The 20408-nt window shown below is 48.6% G+C and carries 12 protein-coding genes; 5 read left to right on the forward strand and 7 right to left on the reverse strand.

The window, feature by feature from the left end; all coding sequences use genetic code 11:
- Positions 1–87: 87 nt before the first annotated feature.
- The 3 genes from AC5JR3_RS11670 to AC5JR3_RS11680 all read right to left on the reverse strand — a co-directional run bounded on the left by AC5JR3_RS11670 (position 88) and on the right by AC5JR3_RS11680 (position 2097).
- Complete coding sequence (locus AC5JR3_RS11670) at positions 88–990, reverse strand: DNA-formamidopyrimidine glycosylase (protein WP_495846103.1); 903 nt, start codon at positions 988–990, stop codon at positions 88–90.
- 3 nt (positions 991–993) lie between these two features.
- On the reverse strand, positions 994–1383 hold the full coding sequence (locus AC5JR3_RS11675; protein WP_495846105.1) for a photosystem I reaction center subunit IV: 390 nt from the start codon (positions 1381–1383) through the stop codon (positions 994–996).
- 78 nt (positions 1384–1461) lie between these two features.
- Positions 1462–2097, reverse strand: a complete 636-nt coding sequence (locus AC5JR3_RS11680) for a DUF6391 domain-containing protein (RefSeq protein ID WP_495846107.1) — start codon at positions 2095–2097, stop codon at positions 1462–1464.
- A 494-nt stretch (positions 2098–2591) separates the two neighbouring features.
- On the opposite strand from AC5JR3_RS11680, the gene AC5JR3_RS11685 reads away from it, so the two are divergent.
- Together AC5JR3_RS11685 and AC5JR3_RS11690 are read left to right on the forward strand one after the other, a co-directional pair.
- Entirely contained in the window at positions 2592–4094 is a 1503-nt protein-coding gene (locus AC5JR3_RS11685; protein ID WP_495846109.1) for an ATP-binding protein, read from the forward strand.
- A gap of 353 nt (positions 4095–4447) precedes the next feature.
- Positions 4448–6583: a CHASE domain-containing protein gene (locus AC5JR3_RS11690; RefSeq protein ID WP_495846111.1), complete on the forward strand. Its 2136-nt coding sequence runs from the start codon at positions 4448–4450 to the stop codon at positions 6581–6583.
- Between the two features lie 51 nt (positions 6584–6634).
- Here AC5JR3_RS11690 and cobN read toward each other — a convergent pair whose 3' ends face one another.
- Positions 6635–10963 (reverse strand): cobaltochelatase subunit CobN, encoded by a 4329-nt coding sequence (gene cobN / locus AC5JR3_RS11695; protein ID WP_495846113.1) that lies wholly within the window; start codon positions 10961–10963, stop codon positions 6635–6637.
- Between the two features lie 195 nt (positions 10964–11158).
- Here cobN and AC5JR3_RS11700 point away from each other — a divergent pair, with 195 nt between their 5' ends.
- Entirely contained in the window at positions 11159–13024 is a 1866-nt protein-coding gene (locus AC5JR3_RS11700) for a GAF domain-containing sensor histidine kinase (protein ID WP_495846115.1), read from the forward strand.
- Positions 13025–13138: 114 nt separating this feature from the next.
- Positions 13139–13837: an N-acetylmannosamine-6-phosphate 2-epimerase gene (locus AC5JR3_RS11705; RefSeq protein ID WP_495846117.1), complete on the forward strand. Its 699-nt coding sequence runs from the start codon at positions 13139–13141 to the stop codon at positions 13835–13837.
- A gap of 9 nt (positions 13838–13846) precedes the next feature.
- On the opposite strand, the gene AC5JR3_RS11710 is transcribed toward AC5JR3_RS11705, so the two are convergent.
- Positions 13847–14581: a response regulator transcription factor gene (locus tag AC5JR3_RS11710; RefSeq protein WP_495846119.1), complete on the reverse strand. Its 735-nt coding sequence runs from the start codon at positions 14579–14581 to the stop codon at positions 13847–13849.
- Positions 14582–14864: 283 nt separating this feature from the next.
- On the reverse strand, positions 14865–17009 hold the full coding sequence (locus AC5JR3_RS11715; protein ID WP_495846121.1) for a tetratricopeptide repeat protein: 2145 nt from the start codon (positions 17007–17009) through the stop codon (positions 14865–14867).
- A 424-nt stretch (positions 17010–17433) separates the two neighbouring features.
- Here AC5JR3_RS11715 and AC5JR3_RS11720 point away from each other — a divergent pair, with 424 nt between their 5' ends.
- Complete coding sequence (locus AC5JR3_RS11720; RefSeq protein ID WP_495846123.1) at positions 17434–17733, forward strand: ferredoxin; 300 nt, start codon at positions 17434–17436, stop codon at positions 17731–17733.
- A 331-nt stretch (positions 17734–18064) separates the two neighbouring features.
- On the opposite strand, the gene AC5JR3_RS11725 is transcribed toward AC5JR3_RS11720, so the two are convergent.
- The coding region (locus AC5JR3_RS11725; protein WP_495846125.1) for a hybrid sensor histidine kinase/response regulator at positions 18065–20408 on the reverse strand (2344 nt) is incomplete at its 5' end.

Here is a 20408-nt window from a genome sequence, read left to right on the forward strand (position 1 = left end):
ACAACTGTGACTTTCTTCAACTCCGCTTGATTGTAAAAAACCTACACCTGTGAGCGCTCCCCTGCTCCCCCGCTCCCCCGCTCCCCTCTAACGCTGGCATTGGGCGCAGTAGTGCGAGGAACGCCCTGCTAACTTTGTACGCTTAATCGTGGTGCCGCAGACGCGACAAGGTTCTCCGTCACGCCCATACACCCAGGCAACACCACCATAATTGCCGTTAACGCCTAACACGCTCAAAAAGTCGCTGAAGGTTGTTCCACCTGCCTCTATGCTGGCTTGCAAGACTTGGATTATGGCGTTACGGATGCGGGCAAGTTGCTCGGCATTCAACGTCGCACACAGCGTCTCTGGGCGGATACCGCTAAGAAACAAAGCTTCATCGGCATAGATATTTCCTACACCTGCAACGAGGGACTGATCTAGGAGTGCCGTTTTAATCGGACGCCGCCGATTTTGCAGCTTGCTAGTCAGGTACTCAACAGAAAATTCGTCCCCAAAGGGTTCTGTCCCCAATTTCTGGAGTCCGGTAATCACCGTTTCTGGAGCAACGTTGGGGGGAACCCACCACATTTGACCAAAGGTTCGCTGGTCAACAAAGCGCAATTCGTGATTCCCTGCAAAAAATAGCCGCACTCGTGTGTGCTTCTGTAATGGCTTGTCCGTAGTCAACCACAGCAATTGTCCCGTCATGCGGAGGTGGACGCCTAACCAACCAGCAGGGGAGTGGAGTGAGTCGTTTTGAGGAGTAGGTGAGACGTCAGCGCCTTCGTTTTTAGCTGTTGTTGTTTTGCAGAGTTCTGCTAGGAGGTATTTACCACGCCGATGCCATTTAGCGATCGCTACTCCTTGGAGTCCCGCTAAAAAGTCATCCACAGAAACGGGGTGGGCGATGGTGCGAGCTAGCAACACATCTCCACCCCGGACTTGTTGAAGTCGGGTTACTTGATTAAGACCCCGACATACTGTTTCTACTTCCGGCAATTCGGGCACGGCTTAACGTGCTTCCGTCCCCTGGTTGGGGTCGCCGGCTACAGCGTCACTACCTTGTGGTTTGTCTTGTGAGGCTTCGTCTCCAGAAGACGGCTTGGCGTTGCCAGTAGGAGTACCGCTGCCAGTTTGGCGCATACCCGCTTCGAGCTTGGTTTGCTTGCCACCGGAAGGTGCAGGCGTCGATTTCTTACTTTTCTTCGATGGGGCTTCAATTTCTAACACTTCGTCCACGCCGAAGTTATTGGTATTGACGCCAGCGTAGTTAACTCTCTCGAAACGGACAATTACGGGGTACAAGATGCCGCTCTGGTCAACCGTTGCGACGGTGCCGACATCCTGATACCAGTAAGATTCTTTTCTGAGTACACGAACTTTAGAACCACGTTCAACCATAAGAGTTTTTCCCTTGCGTTCTAGCTTTAAAGCGTACTACACCGACTCAGGTACTCTGTTAGACTGATACTTTAATTTTTATTGCGACTCCTGCCAACTCACTTGGACAAATTGGGATGGACGTCCCCAAATATCCGATGCTGTGGTGATTTGGGCGATCGCCAAGTTAAACGGAATTGCTGTTGTCAGGTAACGTTGGGCGAGGCTTCCTACATCCGGCGTCAGTTGCGTTGCCATCGCCGCCGCCAATCCCAAACCCAAAACCTGCTCAATCGGCCCGCGTGGCAGCAGCAGATGGGTTCCCAGTGCTAATCCTGCCGTCAAAAACATGCCCGCCGATAAATTTGTCCCGCAGCGAGGGTGTACAGCCAGATCCCATTCCCCATCCACAAGGCGCTGTAAGGCGATACGAACGGCTCGTCGCAAGTTTAAAGGATCTACCTGTCCGTACAGGTAAAATCCTTGGTCTGTGGATAAGCCTCCCAAGGTGTCATTGTCCATCTGACGAGCAGTGGTGGCAGATTCGGCACCCTCCATTTCACTGAGTACCCAGACTGTGGCGTGTTCCAAAGCATGAACCTGACGCAACATCAGAATTTCTTTCAATCCGGGGAAGTTGAGCTGTCTGAGTAAGTCAGTATCCTGTGTGGGTTGCGGTACGGGAAACGGAAAGTCCCACCAGTTGTTGGTGGGGGCAGCAGCGGCATTAGTCATGGCAGCACTACTCCAAAGGCTGATTGGTTAATTTAAGCTTGTTTCCACTTTAACGCTCCCCTTGCTGGAGTGTTATAAAACTTGGTGAATGGCTGTAGTTGTTGCTCAGGCTTTCTATTATTAACCAAAACATTCTGCTGTAAAGCGTCTGATTATCCATAATTTTTTGGATATATGAGTTGTAAAACCAATGTTGTTATTAACTAGTACTTTGTCAAAGTTAGTAATAATTTTAAGAGTAGACTAGGTTAATTTAAGTTTTCTATTTTACTAGTAAAAGCACTGAAATTCGGCACTCGTCGTATTTGCGACAGCGTATAACTGTATTGGTTTTACTGTAAGGCTATATTATTTATTTAAAAAAATTTGTTGTGTTGTAATACACCATATTAAATGATTAGATGCATCATTATAGATAACTGAATAGTAGAAAAAAATTGCAATTTCAGTTTTCGAATTAGGCAGACAAGAGAAAAAACCAGGAAAATTGCAAAATGGCTCAAGCTTCTGCAAACAGCAAGCCCTATAACTATTTATTACAATTAAAACTTTTGCCTGTGCTGGCTTTCGCCGCTCTTTTTGATGTTCATTCCCTCACTACCACTCGACAAATCAATGCCGCAGTGGTCAACATTAGCGGTCGCCAACGGATGCTTTCCCAACAAACAGCACTACTTAGCCTGCGGATGGTATGTACGCCCTTCAAAAGTGAGCGGGAAGACTTGCACTCCAAGTTGCTCCAATCGATTGACTTGATGGAAGAGTCTCACGATGGCTTAATATACGGGGACCCAAAACTGAACCTACCAGGGCAACCCTCGCTAACCCTCCGGGCAATTTACTTTCAGCCTCCCCTGAATTTAGATCAGCAGATTCGCCGCTACATCGCAGCAGTTCGTGCCTTGTTGCGGGCAGAAAATACTCAGCTAACACAAGATAATCCTCACCTTAGTTATATTCTGACGGCGGCGGCTACTAACTTGCTGGCGGCTTTGGATGCAGCGGTGAGTCAGTATCAAGAGGAGAGCGATCTCGAACAGTTTTCCGTCGATTTTCAACAAGCAGAACTTTATCAGCAAAGTTGTGATGCTGCTGCCATTGCTCAATCGCAAGCCGAGAAACTAGAAAAAGCACTGGACGACTTAAAAAACACGCAAGCACAACTGATTCAGACAGAAAAAATGTCTAGTCTGGGTCAACTGGTTGCTGGAGTGGCTCATGAAATTAATAACCCGATTGGCTTTATTTCTGGAAACCTGATTCACACCGACAAATACACCCAAGATCTGCTTACTCTTATCCGTCTTTACCAGGAACATTACCCCCATCCAGTCCCCGAAATTCGAGCTACGACAGAAGACATTGATTGGGAATTTTTGCAGGAAGATATGTCGAAGATGCTGTCTTCGATGAAGTCAGGGGCTGACCGTATCAGTCAGATTGTTCTATCTCTTCGTAACTTCTCTCGCCTAGATGAAGCAGAAAATAAGTTTGTGAATATTCACGAAGGGATCGACAGCACACTACTGATTTTGCAGCATCGCTTGAAGGGGGGTGCAGACCAGCCGAACATTGAGGTGGTGAAAGAGTATGGCAATCTACCGCTGGTGGAATGCTACTCTGGGCAACTCAATCAGGTTTTTATGCATATTCTCACTAATGCTATTGATGCCCTAGAGGAGGCGGCTAGTTGCGAGAAAGCAACAGACAAAGTTCTCAGGATTAGGATTCGCACTACCTTGATCAATCCACAGCGGGTGCAGATTGCGATCGCCGACAATGGTCTAGAGATGGACGAAGCAGTACACTCAAGGTTATTTGAGCCGTTCTTCACCACCAAGCCTGCTGGTAAAGGCACAGGCTTAGGTCTATCTATCAGTTATCAGATTGTCGTAGAAAAGCATGGCGGCTCGTTGCGGTGTGAGTTATTGCCAGGAGAGGGTGCAGAGTTCCAGATTGAGATTCCCACCCAACAAAGCGATCGCAGTGCAAGCTGAAGCCGTTATTGAGGCGACGATAAGATACTCCATCAGCGCCAAGAGCGATCGCTCTCAACGGCTAAGAGCATCTCTGGCTTTATCTCCTGCCACAAATACCACACTATGATTCTTTCCTTTTTTTTAATATAAAAAAGTCACTAAACGCAACATCTTTTAACACTCTCAGCAATGCCTACCCTAGTATTTGTGAGATTTATAGAAATAGCGGCTGCTTTTAATGATAACAAGCAGTAATTATTGAGATTTCTGTATATTTCTTAACAGTTTCACCGTAAGATCGCGGTTGTCTATTTATGGCAGTCTACCGAAATTGGAAACAGACTAAGTCATAAAAGTGAGTGACTAAGAAAATGTTTCCATCTAGCAATCAAGGTCAGCCAAATCAAGCAACCTCAAAAAATAACCCGCGCCAGAGCCTGACTTCAGCATTTCAGTCCTTATTCCCAAGATACCGTCATCTTCCAGTCTGGTTAACCTTAGGCACAGGTATTAGCTTATCGGTTTTAGCAGCCGCAGTTGTGTGGAATGGGGAAAATAAAGCAGTACAAATCAAATTTCAGGAACAGACTGATACCCTGGCTGCCGCATTGGAAGATAATGTCAACGAAAATTTAGAAATCCTGCTATCAATTCAAGGTCTTTATGCCGCATCCGATCAAGTTAAGCGTCAAGATTTTAAGAATTTTGTGCAACCATTCTTGGCACGAGACCCGGCAATTCAGGCATTTAATTGGATAGAGCGAGTATCGGCTAGCCAACGACAAGCTTACGAGCAATCGGTTCGAGCCGAAGGTTTTCCCGATTTTCAAATTTACGATCGTGATGCTAATAAACAGCCGATCACAGCCGAACAGCGGCAGGAATATTTTCCCGTTGGCTACAGAGAAGGACAACAAGAAGATCGGAAAGTTTTAGGTTTTGATGTTGCCTCTAATCTTCCTAGAAAAGCTGCTTTAGAAAAGTCCCGCGACACCGGTAAGATCGTAGCGTCAGGGCGAATTACTTTAGTAAGTAATAATCAAACAGGGTTACAGGTCTTCCTCCCCGTTTTTCGCCCCAATTCTGCTCAAGATACCTTGCAAGCTCGTCGCAAAAATTCACAAGGTTTTGTTGCCGGAGTTTTTCAGCTAACTCGCGTTATTGAGTCTTCCATTAAGGAATTGAAATTAAACCGCCTCAACTTTTATCTCTACGACAACTCCGCTGCTGACAACGAACGCTTTCTGGTTCGTTATGACTCCGAAACAAAGCAGTTGATTGATTCTCTCAATAGCGAGCCGCCAGAGAAAGTGACAGTCAGCAGGCAATTTTGTCAGGAGCTAGCGGCTTGTACCCGTACCTTTAATATTGCCGACCGTCAATGGATGTTAGTTGTCTCGCCAGACCCTAATTATATTAACTTTGAAACTCATCAAGGCTCATTTTCGATTTTAATAATTGGGTTACTAATGACAGGCAGCTTGGTTGTTTACCTGTTGATGTCTTTAGGACGTACTGTTGAAATTGAACATTTAGTACACAAGCGGACGCTGGAGCTACAAGAACGCTCGACGGAACTTGAAGAAACCTTACAAGATTTACGACAAGCGCAGTTTCAACTAATTCATAAAGAAAAAATGTCGAGCTTGGGGCAATTAGTGACAGGCGTTGCCCATGAAATTAATAATCCTGTTAACTTTATCTACGGTAATTTAGTCCATACCGACGAGTACACCCAAGACCTGCTCAACCTTATCAGTCTTTACCAAAAAGATTACCCCAACCCTAGCCCAGACATTCAGGCACAGGAGCAAGAAATTGATTTAGAGTTTTTGCAGACAGACTTGCCGAAGGTACTCTCGTCGATGAAGTTAGGGGCTGACCGCATCCGTCAAATTGTTCTGTCTCTCCGCAACTTCTCGCGCTTAGACGAAGCCGAAATGAAGCCTGTAAATATCCACGAAGGTATTGATAGCACGCTGCTAATTTTGCAGCATCGCCTGAAAGCTAAAGCCGAGCAGCCAGAAATTGAAGTGGTTAAAGAGTATACAAACATACCACTGGTGGAGTGCGGCTCTGGTCAACTCAATCAGGTTTTTATGAATATCTTGGCTAATGCCATTGATGTGCTGGAAGAGTCGAGTGCTACGAATAAGAGTGAAGGTTTTACCCCTTGTATTCGGATTCGTACCGAAGCTATCGACCATAGCCTCGTGCGGATTGCGATCGCCGATAATGGTTTGGGAATGAGTGAAACTGTAAGGTCGCAGCTATTCGAGCCGTTCTACACAACAAAGCCCGTTGGCAAAGGGACGGGTTTAGGACTATCCATCAGTTATCAGATTGTGGTGGAAAAGCATGGTGGCTCGTTGCAATGCGAATCAGCACCGGGACAGGGAACAGAGTTTATCATTGAAATTCCCCGCCAACAAAGCAGTCGGCAAGCCGCTGAAACGGTGGAACGCTCCCGAAAAACTTCTCAACGCGCGATCGCTCAGAACAACTGAAAGCACCTTGCTCCTATCCCCTATTCTCTGCAAGCAAATAGGCAGTTTCTTCTATTGTCCGCTATCCATTGTCGATTCGATAGCTGCCTCGGCTTGCAGGGCGATCGCTCTCAACTCTAGAAGCGTCTCTGGCTTCACATCCTCCCATAAGTGCCGCTGATGCGCCTCTAGCAAGCGTTCTGCCATATCCCGCAATGCCCAAGGATTTTTTTGTTGCACAAATTCCTGCACCACGGGGTCAAACACATACGCCTCGGCAACGCCTTGATACATATGGTCTGCCACACAATTAGTCGTCGCGTCGTAGGCAAATAAATAATCCACCGTCGCCGCCATTTCAAACGCCCCCTTATAGCCGTGGCGCATCACGCCTTCAATCCACTTGGGATTCACCACACGGGAACGATACACCCTAGCAATTTCCTCACCTAGCTGTCGCACCTTCGGGTTTTGGGGAAGGGAATTATCGCCAAAGTAGGTTTGAGGATTTTTGCCGCTGACTGTCCGCACCGAGGCAGTTAATCCGCCCTGAAATTGGTAATAATCATCGGAATCGAGCAAGTCATGTTCGCGATTATCTTGATTGTGTAGAACAACTTGCATTGCACCGAGGCGTTGTTCAAAAGCTTCTGGGGCGGCAGTACCTTGACCAGAACCCGTATAGGCGTAACTACTCCAGTTAATATAGGCACGAGCTAAATCTGCGTCGTCTGTCCAGTTTTGCGCTTCGATTAAGCCTTGCAACCCCGCACCGTAAGCCCCTGGTTTGGAGCCAAAAATCCGATAACGCGATCGCTTTAGCGCTTCTTCTTGACTTAACCCGGCTGATTCCCAAACATTAGTTTCTTGCTGGGCGTGGGCGGCGAGGGGGTTTTGTTCTGGGGGTTCTGGTAACGCCGCCACCGCTGTCACGGCTTGGTCAAACAAATCGATCAAATTGGGAAAAGCATCCCGGAAAAAGCCCGAAATCCGCAACGTCACATCCACACGCGGTCGTCCCAACACCGTTGTCGGCAAGATTTCAAAATCCACCACCCGCCGCGACGAGCCATCCCACACAGGCTGCACACCCAGCAATGCCAGTGCTTCTGCGATATCATCGCCCCCAGTTCGCATCGTCGAGGTTCCCCACACTGACAAGGCTAGGGTTTGGGGATATTCCCCATTTTCCTGGGTATAGCGCTCAATTAAGACTTCTGCGGCTTTGCGTCCTACATCCCACGCCGTTTCTGTTGGGATAGCGCGGATATCCACCGAGTAGAAGTTGCGACCTGTGGGTAACACCTCCGGGCGTCCTCTCGTGGGTGCGCCAGAAGGGCCACTAGGCACATATCGCCCTGCTAAACCGCGTAAAAGTTGGGTAATTTCTTGGGAGGTTTGTTGCAGTGCTGGGAGAAGGCGATCGCGTATCCACTCTAGTTCTTTTTGAGTCCTGAGTCCTGAGTGCTGAGTCCTGAGTGAAGGTGATGCTGGCGCATTAGTGGCGGAGTCAAATTCCTTCCCGAAGAGAAGAGAGGGGTTGGCTGGTGGATTAATTAGCTGTTCGACTAACTCAGCGGCATAGTGTTCAAGTTGCTCAATTACATCACCAACCGTGTTTAAGCTGTTGCTGAACTTTGGATGCTCAAAAGATTGAACCGGATCGGCAGTTAGGGGGTCAAAATCCAGCTCCCAATCTTGAGCGATCGCGCGAGTCAAACCGATGCGATTATGACCGGGATGACGCGCGATCGCCACAATCAAATCTCGTAACTGATGCCCTTGAGGACATTGCCCAAAAATATGCAACCCGTCGCGGATCTGGGCTTCCCTTAACTCACATAGATAACGATCAGCATCAGTAATCAGCCCACTGTCCTGATTGTCAAGTTGTGCGCCTGTAATGAGTCCCAAATCTTGATGAAGATTTTCTTGGTGGATCAGTTGAGTAATGCGATCGCTAATCGCTGGTAATCGCGTCGGATCTAAACTTTGTGCCTCGTAATACTCATCAATTAACCCTTCTAACTGTTGCAACGAGCCATACAGTTCCGCCCGTGTCATTGGCGGCGTCAGGTGGTCGATGATCACCGCTTGAGCGCGTCGCTTCGCCTGCGCCCCCTCACCCGGATCGTTGACAATAAACGGATACAAATGCGGCATCGCCCCTAGCGCTACCTCCGGATAGCACCTCTTTGACAGCGCCAGACTCTTACCCGGCAACCATTCCAAATTCCCATGCTTCCCCACATGCACCACCGCATCTGCCCCAAAGTGCTGCCGCAGCCAGTAATAAAACGCTAAATAAGCATGAGTCGGCTCCAAATCCGGCGCATGATAATTCAAACTAGGGTCAACATCATACCCTCGTGCTGGCTGAATCCCCACAAACACATTCCCCAGCCAAACCCCAGCAATAGCAAACTCATCCACCTCCTTCCCTCTCTTCTTCTCCTCAGTGCCCTCTGCGTCTCTGTGGTTCGTTTCAACCCCACCCCAGCGATCGCTAATTCCCTGCTGCACCTCCAACGGTAACGTCGCGAAATACCGCCCATACTCCCCCAACGACAAACTTTGCCGTACCGGACGCAACTCCCGCCCTTCCGGATCATTCGTCACACCAGCCGTTAGCCACCTAATCAACTCATCTCCCGTTTCCGGAATCCTCCCAACTTGATACCCCTCCAACTGCAACGCCTTGAGAATTTCCACACAACTTGCCGGAGTATCCAACCCCACACCATTTGCCAGCCGCCCGTCGCGAGTCGGGTAATTTGCCAAAATCAGAGCGACACATCGTTCAGCAACAGGCTTCCGGCGCAGATGCACCCAATTAGCGGCTAAATCAGCCACAAAATTAATGCGATCGCCTACAGGTTCGTAAACCACCACCTCTGTTTCCATCAGCGGATTGTGACTTTGCACCGACTTGAACGAAACCGCACGGCTGATAATGCGCCCATCCACTTCCGGTAATGCCACATTCATCGCCGTATCCCGTGGCGTTAGCCCTTGTACCCCAGACTCCCACTGTTCTCTCGTGTTGCTGCTCAAAATTACCTGCAACACAGGTACATCCAGTTGCTGCCAGAAGTCACTTCTGAGTGCTGAGTGCTGAGTCCTGAGTGCTGAGTGCTGAGTGCTGAGTTCTGAGTTTTGAGTCCTGAGTCCTGAGTGCTGAGTTTTGAGTTTTGAGTCTTGAGTTCTGAGTCCTGAGTTCTGAGTCTTGAGTTCTGAGTCCTGAGTTCTGAGTCCTGAGGGAGGTAGTGGAGTCTGTGAGTCCTGAGTTCTGAGGGAGGTAGTGGAATCGAGTTTGGCAAGGGAAAAGCTTGTTGTATTCAGGAGTAGATCAATTCCTTCTCCCGCTTTTGGCTGAAAATAGCTCAACACATCTTCCTGCACATCCGGATGCAAGAGTGAAGAGACAAACACCGGAACCACTTCCAACCCTCGTTCGGCTAATGCTTGGCACAAAGCATCAATAACTGCTGTATTTCCCGCCAAGTAATGAGCGCGATAAAACAGAATGCCGACTTTAGGGGATTGGCGAAGAGAGTCCTGAGTCCTGAGTCCTGAGTCCTGAGTCCTGAGTCCTGAGTCCTGAATCCTGAGTCCTGAGTCCGAGTCGGTAAGTCCTGAGTTTGTTGCTCCCCTGCTCCCTTGCTCCCCCGCTCCCCCGCTCCCCCGCTCCCCCGCTTCCCCGCTCCCCTGCTCCCCTGCTCCCCCGCTCCCCTGCTCCCGTTCGGCTGAGCGTTCGACTGAGCGCTCACGCCGAAGTCTCACGTTGAAGCCTGCTCCCTCGCTCCCCTGCTCCCCTGCTCCCCCGCTCCCCCGCTCCCCTGCTCCCCTGCTCCACGAATACACCCCAACACGAGGAACAGATTGAGGAGCGGCTGGATTATAGGTATGTCCTAAACAGGTATCAGCGACAAACTTGAGAGCATTAACAAAATTTTCAACGCCACCTTCGAGCAAATAGCGCCATAACTGATTAGCTGTTTGTAGAGAGACTGTAGAGTGGCTAATTAAATCTGGATCGGGACGATCATCACCCGGTAGGACGATTAATGCTGCACCTGTACGTTGTACAGTTTCTTGAAGTACTTCTAATCCGTAAGACCAATAAGCGCGTCCGCCGAGCAACCTGAGAATAATCACCTCGGCGGATGCCAATACATCTTCTGCATAAGTATCAATACTTAGTTGCTGTTGTAGTTGTAAGAAGTTAGCAACGCGTAGGGCGGGAAAGCCAGTAGGTAATTGTGAAACTGATCTAGCCAGAGTTTGAATATCCGTATCTGCCGCTGTCAGAAAGACAATCGGTGCGGGAGTTTGTTCAACAAAAATGACGCCTTCTGATTGTGGGTTCCACCCTCCTGGTGTTGCGCTAATTCGATGCATGATTTTTTCTTGCCAGTATGGGTAGACTGATAATTTACACTAATTTTAAAAAGTAATTTTTTTACCTCTAGGCGTAGGGGATGTCAGACAGGAGTTACTCCTGCAATCCCTGTCTGATGCCTGAATCCCACGGATTCAATCCGTGGGAGTGGCTCAAAAACGTTTTTAGCTCTTATCAATAGGCGACAAGAAGAAATGTCTAGCTTCCCAGTTGCAATTGCCAGCCATACTTTGCCCCAGGTAGCTTTTGAGCAACTACGGGCTTTTTGGCAAGAAATGGCTCGAAATGTTGGGGAAGAAGCCGTGGCGATCACTGAAGATAATCTTGTTGCTTTGAGGACGCCTCGCCAGCCTTGGCAAGAGTGCTTTAATTTGTTGCGATCGCCAAAATTCAGTGCGTTACTTTGGGCAATACCCGCAGAGACGCCTTTAATCTATAAGGTGGGATTGACCTTCGATCCCAACGCGATCGCTCACTTTCTCTCAGAACTGCCAACAGAACTACAGCAGTTGGTTACAAACCCCATCGCCAACGATCCGGTCATTCAGAGTGAGTTTACCCTATCCCTAATTAGCCTTCTCTCCTCCAATAGCCGCCACTTAGCAGACGATTCTCCCTACTCCCACGCCGCTGTCTGCCAACCTTTAGTAGAAGAAGCACTCTTGCAACAAATCGAACAAGAGCGGCTGATTAATCAAGTCACCGCCCAGATGCGTCAGAGTCTAGAGTTACCTGTCATCCTAGAAACTGCCGTTGAGCAGGTGCGGCACTTTCTTCAGGTAGATCGATTGCTGATTTATCAATTTAATTGCCATCCCCAAGCTCCCCCCCGCCAGCTAGATCCACCAACCTTTTCTCAGATTTCTTACATTTCCCCCGTCAGCTCTGAACTCGGCTGGGGTTGCGTCACCTACGAAGCTACAGCCTCAGAGGAGATTCCCTCCGTACTGCATTTTACTGAGGCAGATAATTGCTTTAGCCACGTCCCTCGCTATAGCCAAAAATATCGCCAGGGAGCAGCATTTGCCATTGATGATGTCCAAGTTGCCTACTCTACAGAATCTTGCTTGCTGGAAATATTGCAGCAAAATCAAGTACGAGCCAAGTTAGTCGCTCCGATTATTGTCCAAGAAAAGCTCTGGGGATTGCTGATTGCCCATCAGTGTTTTACACCCCGCCGTTGGCAAGATAGCGAGAAAATATTTTTCGAGCAGATTGCTGGAAATCTTGCTGTGGCGATTTGGCAAGCCCAACTCTATGCCCAAATGCAACAACAAAATCACACCTTAGAGCAGCGAGTGATTGAGCGTACTCAAGAACTCCGCGATGCCCTGCAAGCTGCCCAAGCCGCGAGTCGAGCCAAAAGCGAGTTTCTCGCCGCCATGAGTCATGAGTTGCGTACGCCCTTGACTTGTGTGATTGGCATGTCGGCAACATTGTTGCGCTGGTCTTACGGACAAGAGGCTCCTCAGGCGTTATCCATCCAAAAACAGCGGAGTTACCTGGAAACGATTCAAGAAAGCGGAGAACATCTACTGGAGCTAATTAACGACATTCTCGACTTATCCCAAGTCGAGGCAGGGAAGGCAATTTTAAATATTAGCGAATTTTCCTTGACAAAAATGGCTTACCAGACATTAAGAACGTTACAGGAAAAAGCCGTTCTTCAAGAGGTGAATCTGAAGCTAGATTTTCAAGTCAAGCCCCATGGCGATCGCTTCTGTGCCGATCAACGGCGAGTTAAACAAATTCTCTTCAACCTCTTAGGAAATGCGATTAAATTTACTCCCTCCGGAGGTCAGGTAATCCTCCGGATCTGGCGAGAAGACGATCAAGTAGTTTTTCAAGTTGAAGATACTGGCATTGGCATTCCCGAACATCAGATTTCCTTACTGTTTCAGAAATTTCAACAACTAGAAACTCCCTATCAACGCAATTACAACGGCATAGGTTTAGGCTTGGCATTGACGAAGCAATGGGTCGAACTCCATGGGGGCAGAATCGAGGTGGAATCGACAGTCGAGCAGGGGTCTTCCTTTACCGTTTTGTTACCCAACTAAGGTTTGTAGTGAGGGCTTCAGCCCTGTTTTGTGAGTTAAAGCCTTTACTACGAAGCCGTTTAAAGAATTTATAGGGCTTTATTATAGTTCGAGCAATTCTCGCCTACTTATTTTATGTCAACGAATTCTCTCAATCTCCAGCAAAGATTACATCAAGGGCTAATTGTGTCTTGTCAAGCCCCGGTAGATTCTCCCCTGCACGATCCCGTTGTGATTGCAGCGATGGCAAAAGCGGCAATCAATCAAGGCGCGATCGCGGTGAGGATTGATACGCCCGCCCATGTTCAAGAAGTGCGTTTGGTATTGGGGAGCGAAGCCCTGATCATTGGGCTGTGGAAGCAACAACTAGCGGGATGCGAGGTTTACATTACGCCGCAATTTCATCACGCCGAAGCGATCGCCTCAGCCGGGGCTGACATTATTGCCATTGATGCCACTTTCCGAGAACGCCCCCAAGGAGAAACTCTAGAAAGCTTGATTGCCAGAATTCACAAAGATTTAAGCAAGCTGGTTATGGCAGATGTCGATACTGTGGAAGCGGGAATTGCCGCCGCCAAGGCGGGAGCTGATGTGGTAGGAACGACCCTCTACGGTTACACCCGCCAAACCGAACACCTTTCCCCTCCCGGCTTTGAACTCCTGATGCCGTTGAGCCAGCAGCTAGATGTGCCTCTAATTTGCGAAGGGGGTATTGCTTCGCCGCAAATGGCTCAAGATGCCTTGAAACAAGGTGCTGATGCCGTTGTTGTGGGGACGGCAATTACAGGGATTGATTTGCAGGTGAAAGCTTACCGAAATGCGATCGCGCTTTGACTCGCTAACCTAAGCTGAATCAGAATCTAAAGAAACCTGGTCAGTATTGGGCAACTCTAAGCAGTAACCTGCCCCGTAAACCGTCTTGATGTAGCGAGGATGACGGGGATCGGGTTCTAGCTTAGTTCTCAAATGCCGAATGTGGACGCGGATGGTTTCGATGTCGTCATCCGGGTCATAACCCCAGACTTCTTTGAGGATTTCGCTGGGAGAAACCGTCTGACCGTGGCGCTGGAGCAAGCAGTGCAGCAGTTCAAACTCTAAATGCGTCAGCTTAACCGTTCTATTAAACCAGATCGCTTCAAAGCGTTCGGGGACAAGGGTCAACGACCCGTAATTGAGGATTTCTGAATGTTTAGCGGCTTGGGGGATGCGGTCTGTGCGACGCAGCAAGGCTCTAACCCGTGCCAGCATCTCTTCTAGTTCAAAGGGCTTAGTCAGGTAATCATCAGCACCTGCATTAAAACCTTCTACTTTGTCTTGGGTTTGACTGAGTGCCGTTAACATTAAAACTGGGATATCAGAAGTGCGCTCGTCCCGGCGCAATCGCTGACAGACGGTGAAACCGTCTACTTTCGGCAGCATCAGGTCGAGCATAATCAAGTCCGGCTGTATTTGCAGGGCAAGCGCCTGACCGATGATGCCGTCCGGTGCTTGATTGACGTCGTATCCAGCCATCTCTAGATTGATGGATACTAATTCTGCAATTGCAGGGTCGTCGTCGATGACAAGTATTCGCGGCATCTCTTAAGAAGTTTCGTTACAGGATTTGTTAACGTTCAATAAGAACTGTTAGCTGAAAATCATAATACTTTACCGATTATACGCGCTGAATCTAAATTCTTTTGGAAGAAACGTTTGGTTTTTCCAATCGGTTATAGCTTTGGGAGTGAGGGATTATGCCTGTCTACCTGACGACGCTCCTATGACCCTAGTTTTTTAAAGATTGATTCAACTGGGTTAAAGCAGGTTTTGAAGGGTGCAAAACAGTCTAGCCGCAAAGTGCTTGGCTAAAGACTGTCCCAACTTAATTGTCATCGTCTGAGGATTTCTCTTCTTCTTGATCTCTGCTTTCTTGTTCTTGGGCTTTTTGCTCTGACCGTGCTGCTTCTAGCTGGCTTTGGGCGCGGTTTCGGGCGTCTATGGCTTCTCGATAATCTTGTTTATAGCGCAGGGCTTGATCGTAAGCGGCAACGGCGTCTTTGTAGCGTTCTACGTTAAATAAGGCATTGCCGCGACTGTACCAGGCTTCGTGGTGGCTGGGCTGAAGTGCAACAGCTTGGCGGTAGGAAGCGATCGCGTCGTTATAGCGTTGCTGGTTATACAGGGCATTACCTCGGTTGTACCAGGCTTGGGCGTTCTTGGGCTGAAATTGCAGTGCTTTGTCGTAGGAGGCGATCGCCTCGCGGTAGCGCTTTAATTGATGGTGCGCCCAGCCGCGACCATACCAGGCTTCGTAATCGTTGGGTTTAAATTTCAGGGTTTGGTCATAAGCGGCGATCGCTCGATCATAGCGTTGCAAGTTACTGAGGGCACTACCCAGGCTATACCAGGCTTTGTAGAAGTTAGGCTGAAATTGCACCGCTTTCTGGTACGAGTCCACGGCATCTTGATTACGCTGTAAGTTAATCAGAGCATTTCCCCGTTGATACCAGGATGGGGCAGAATCAGGCTTAAACTCTACCGCTTTGTCGTAGGAGGAAACGGCTTCTTCGTAGCGTTGCAAATTATGCAATGCCCAACCCCGCCGATTCCAGGCAAGAGAAGCGTTAGGCTCAATAGAGAGTGCTTTATCAAAAGAGGCGATCGCTTCTGAATATTGCTGCAATTTAATCTGCACATTGCCCCGGTTAATCCAAGCATCAAAATAATCGGGTTGAATTTCCAACGCCGCATCAAAAGACGCGATCGCCCCCTCGTACCGCTGCAAGTTATCCAGTACCTGACCCCGGCTCGTCCAAGCTTCTAGATCATCAGGGCGAAGTTGAATTGCCCGGTCATAGGCATTTAGCGCCTCTTCATATCGCTGCAATCCTAAGAAAGTATCGCCTTGACCCTGCCACGCCTCAGCATAATCCGGTCTAATTTCCACGGCTCGATTGTAGGCATCCAGCGCATCTTCGTAATGTTTCAATGCCAAAAACGTCTCCCCCCGGTTATACAAATCCGTGGCATTGGCAGACCGAATCCAGTTGACTGTGGCAACGCTTGCCGCAATACCGATGCCAATGACGCTAATCGCGAGTACAGCTTTGTACAGGATCGGTCGAGATTTGGGTTTAGCAACGACAAGCTTTGGAGGAGACGCAACAGGTAAGGCAACTGTGGCACTCGTGGTTGTGGATAAGTCTTTTAGGGCTTGCAATGCCTCGGTTGCTGATTGGTAGCGCTGTCGGAAGTCGTAGCGCACCATCTTGTCGAGGACGTTTGCCAATTCTGGGCTGATGCTCGCTTGGTTGCGCCAGCTAATTTCTCCGGTATCCGGGTCAGTAGGGAGTTGGGTGGGAAGACAACCTGTAAGGGCTTGAATGCCGAGTATCCCCACGGCATAAATATCGCTACTTAAGCGGGGATTGCCATTTGCTTGTTCGCTAGGTCGATAGCCCGGAGTCCCAATGGCAATGGTGAGGCTGCTGTTTCCGCCATTAATCACCTGCGTGCTAATTTGTTTAACTGCCCCGAAGTCGATTAAAACTAGTTTCCCGTCTTTTTTTCGCCGGATTAAGTTGCGGGGATTAATATCACGATGGATGACATTTTGCTGATGGACAAACTCTAAAATTTCTAGGACGTCTTGCAAAAGGGCGATCGCTTCTGCTTCCTCTAAACGCGTTGAAGGAGTGAATTCCTGGCTGAGGTCACCCCCTTCGATCAACTCCTGCACCAGATAAAACTCTTTATTCTCCTCAAAATACGCAAAAAGCTGGGGAATTTGCCCGTGTTTTCCCAACTGATGCAGCATTTTGGCTTCGGTATCAAATAGTCGTCTCGCTGTTTGCAAGGTGATCGGGTCTGTTGCTTGCGGCTTGAGTTGCTTGACAACGCATTGGTTATCACCGGGTAAGTGCTGGTCTTCTGCCACAAAGGTCATCCCAAATCCCCCAGCCCCCAGCAAGCTGACAATTTGGTAACGCCCACCTAGTTTTTGTCCTATACCTATACCCAAATTCATGAATTTGTTATAACTGGCTTTGACGAATGGACACTGACAGCGAACAAAGACAAAATTTTATCTGTAAGCACAAGTCATTAATTAATACTATAACGATAACTAATACTGATTCATGGGGTATTCCACCGGGGTGTTGCCAACTCCCAAAGGTGGTAAACTCCTATAAAAACTAAGCTTAAGAGCTGTTTTTGTTTTCGCTCACCCTGGGGCTAGTCTTCTAGTTTTAGTATAAGTAAAACTAATTTTATATGAAATTAATTATCTCATTCCTAATCCTGTATAACCTCTACAGCTTTTTCCCGTAGTATCAAAAGTGAAGCCACAAGATGAAGCAAAACTTCACATAAGCGAAGTCAAGCCTAGAGTGAGCTTCAGGAAAGCTATTACTGCGGCTTCCCGTTTTTAATTAATAGAGAGGACTAACATGCCAAGTTACAAAGTTACGCTTATAAGCGAGGCTGAAGGGCTGAATACTACGATTGAAGTTCCAGACGACGAGTACATTCTTGACGCGGCTGAAGAGCAAGGGATCGACCTGCCTTACTCCTGCCGTGCTGGCGCTTGCTCCACCTGTGCTGGCAAGCTCCAAAGTGGTGAAATCGATCAGTCTGACCAGTCTTTCTTGGATGACGATCAAATCGAAGCGGGTTACGTCCTGACTTGTGTTGCATATCCTAAGTCTGACTGCACCATCCTCACCCACCAAGAAGAAGAGCTGTACTAAAAAACTTAATAACCTGGACAGTGGAAGACAAAGTTTCTGTGTAAATGCGACGATGCTGTATTTGTCTTAACCTACCGGGTTAACTTAGCGTCTGAGTACAAGTAAAAAACTAAGTGGCGCTATAACAAAATTTCAGCAGGGGCACATCTAAGCTACCCCTGCTTTTTAATTGAGAAATTCGACTCTGAAAATTGACCTTGTTGTAGGGTGCGATTCACCCTTCTTAAGTTGGTGTCTCTCAAGACAATGGGGCTAAAGTGCCCCAGTCAATAGAGTTAGCAATTTTCAGAACAATTTTACCGTTTCCTTTTCAGGTTCAAAACCATCAGCTTCAAAGATTACTATTAGAGCTGATTAACACCTCACCTTTAATCATTCGTTGCGCTGCATCGAGCAGTACTTCTTCCAAATAAGGTTTGGTAAAGTAACCACTGGCTCCTAGTTGCGCTGCCATCTGCCGATGTCGGTCAGCACCACGAGAAGTCAGCATGGCAATGGGTAAGTCCTTGAGGTTTTCATCTTTTTGCAGGCGAGAGAGTAACTCCAAACCATCCATTCTGGGCATTTCGATGTCACAAAAAACAATGTCGCAAGGCAGCCCAGAGCGCAGCTTCTCCCACGCTTCTTGACCATCGCGAGCTTGTTCGACCCGATAGCCCGACTTGTTAAAGGTCAAGGAGAGAAGTTCGCGCACTGTAATTGAATCATCCACAATCAGCACCATCGGTTCTGACTTGGCAGCGAGGGCTTCCTGGGGTGGGGTAGTAGCTTGATCCCACAGCGTACCGCCACTGTCACGGCGGATGCGACCCACGGAGAGGTCAATCAGTTCTAGCACGTCAACAATAGGCATAATCTGCCCATCGCCCAGCACAGTGGCTCCAGCAACGCCTACGGGCTTCGGTGGTGGGCCTTCTAGCTGCTTAATCACGATTTCTTGTTCGCCCAGGACTTGATCAACCTGGATGGCTAGATAGGTTCCTACTGAACGCAACACGACGATGGCAATCATGTCATCTTCCCGTTGACCCCCGTAAACCGTACTGCGGTTGATCTGGCGATTGTATTTCAGCAGGTCGGACAGTGGTTGGAAGGGCAGGACAGTGTCACGCCATTGAACAAAGGTTTTTCCTTCAGCGTCGGTTTGAATGCGAGCGCTCGGCACGTCAAACATATCCTCGACCCCATCCATCGGGAAAGCGATCCGGGCTTTGTCGCTCAAAGCGAGGAGGGCTTTACAAATACTCAGAACCAGCGGTAAGCGAACAGTAAAGGTGGTGCCTTTACCCAAGGTGGAATCGATGCTGATGTTGCCTCGAATTTCGCTGAGGCTAGTCCTGACCACATCCATACCGACTCCCCGCCCGGAAAAGTCATCTACTTGATCTTTGGTACTAAAACCGGGGTGGAAAAGAAAGTCGTACAAGTCGAGGTTAGAAAGGTTTTTAGCCGCTTGTTTGGAAATTAATCCTTTTTCAATCGCTTTGGCGCGTACCCGTTCAGGATCAATGCCTGCACCGTCATCAGAGACAGAAATAACGGTTTGGTTGCCCTGATGGAAGGCGCGGAGGGTGATGCGACCACAAGCGGGTTTGCCTTTGTCTCGACGGACATCTGGCGTCTCGATTCCGTGAGTAATCGCATTGTTGACTAAGTGAGTCAGTGGATCGTAGAGATGCTCTAGGAGTGTTTTATCGATTAAGGTTTCTCGACCTTCGACCTGTAGTTGTGCCTGTTTGTGCAACTTGGCAGAAATATCTCGCACCGCCCGGGGTAAGCGGTCAGCGGCTTGGGCAAAGGGGGTCATTCGACCACGGGTCAAACCTTCTTGTAACTGCGTGGTAATCTGCCGCAGAACGCGAGTTACTTGGTCGGTTTCATCCACCAAAAATTCGATATCAGCCGCACTTTCTCGCACTCGGACAATCAACTCAATGGTTTCTTGAGAGATCAAGTGGAAGTTTGTGAAGCGATCCATCTCTAGGGGGTCGTACTCTATCCCCGTCGCGTGCATCTTGGGGATATTGCGGTCTGCTTGGAAGGTAGTCCGTGCTTGACGACTGGCAAGGAGAGAACTTTCCAAGAGCGATCGCTCGTACAAATCCTGCATCCTTGCTCCCACATCGCTCAATTGCTGCACTTGATGCAACAAATTATCGAGAAACTGTCGCAGGCGTTCTTGGTCTTGCTCCAAACTGTTGCGGTTAACCACCAGTTCTCCCACCAAGTTGCTGAGGCTATCGAGGTGTTTTACAGGTACCTTGGTGGTTTGCTCAAATACGCGGACGCGAGGGCGGGAAGCCGGACGCAGTGAGGAACGTTCTTGTACTGTTGAGCTGGGCGGCCCTCCCATCATCTGATCGGTCTGCTCTAACAGCGACTCTAAGTCATCAAACTCTTTGTCAATCAGGTCTACTGCTTCGAGAGTATTCTCCTCCAGGTTTTGAGCGGGTGTTGCCGTCGGTATTAAGTCTTCACCCAGCATCGCTTCGAGTTCATCAAACTCACCCGAAGTCACGATTTCAGGGCTTGCCGTCGCGCCGTCTGCCAGCATGGCATCCAACTCATCTAATTCACTGGAGTTATCCAACTCAGCACTTAATGCTGGTTCCGCTTCTGGGATATCGAGAGAGAATTCCTCGTCAAAGGCAAAATCTTCGTTTCCAACTTCCAAA

It is taken from the genome of Kastovskya adunca (assembly GCF_059505785.1).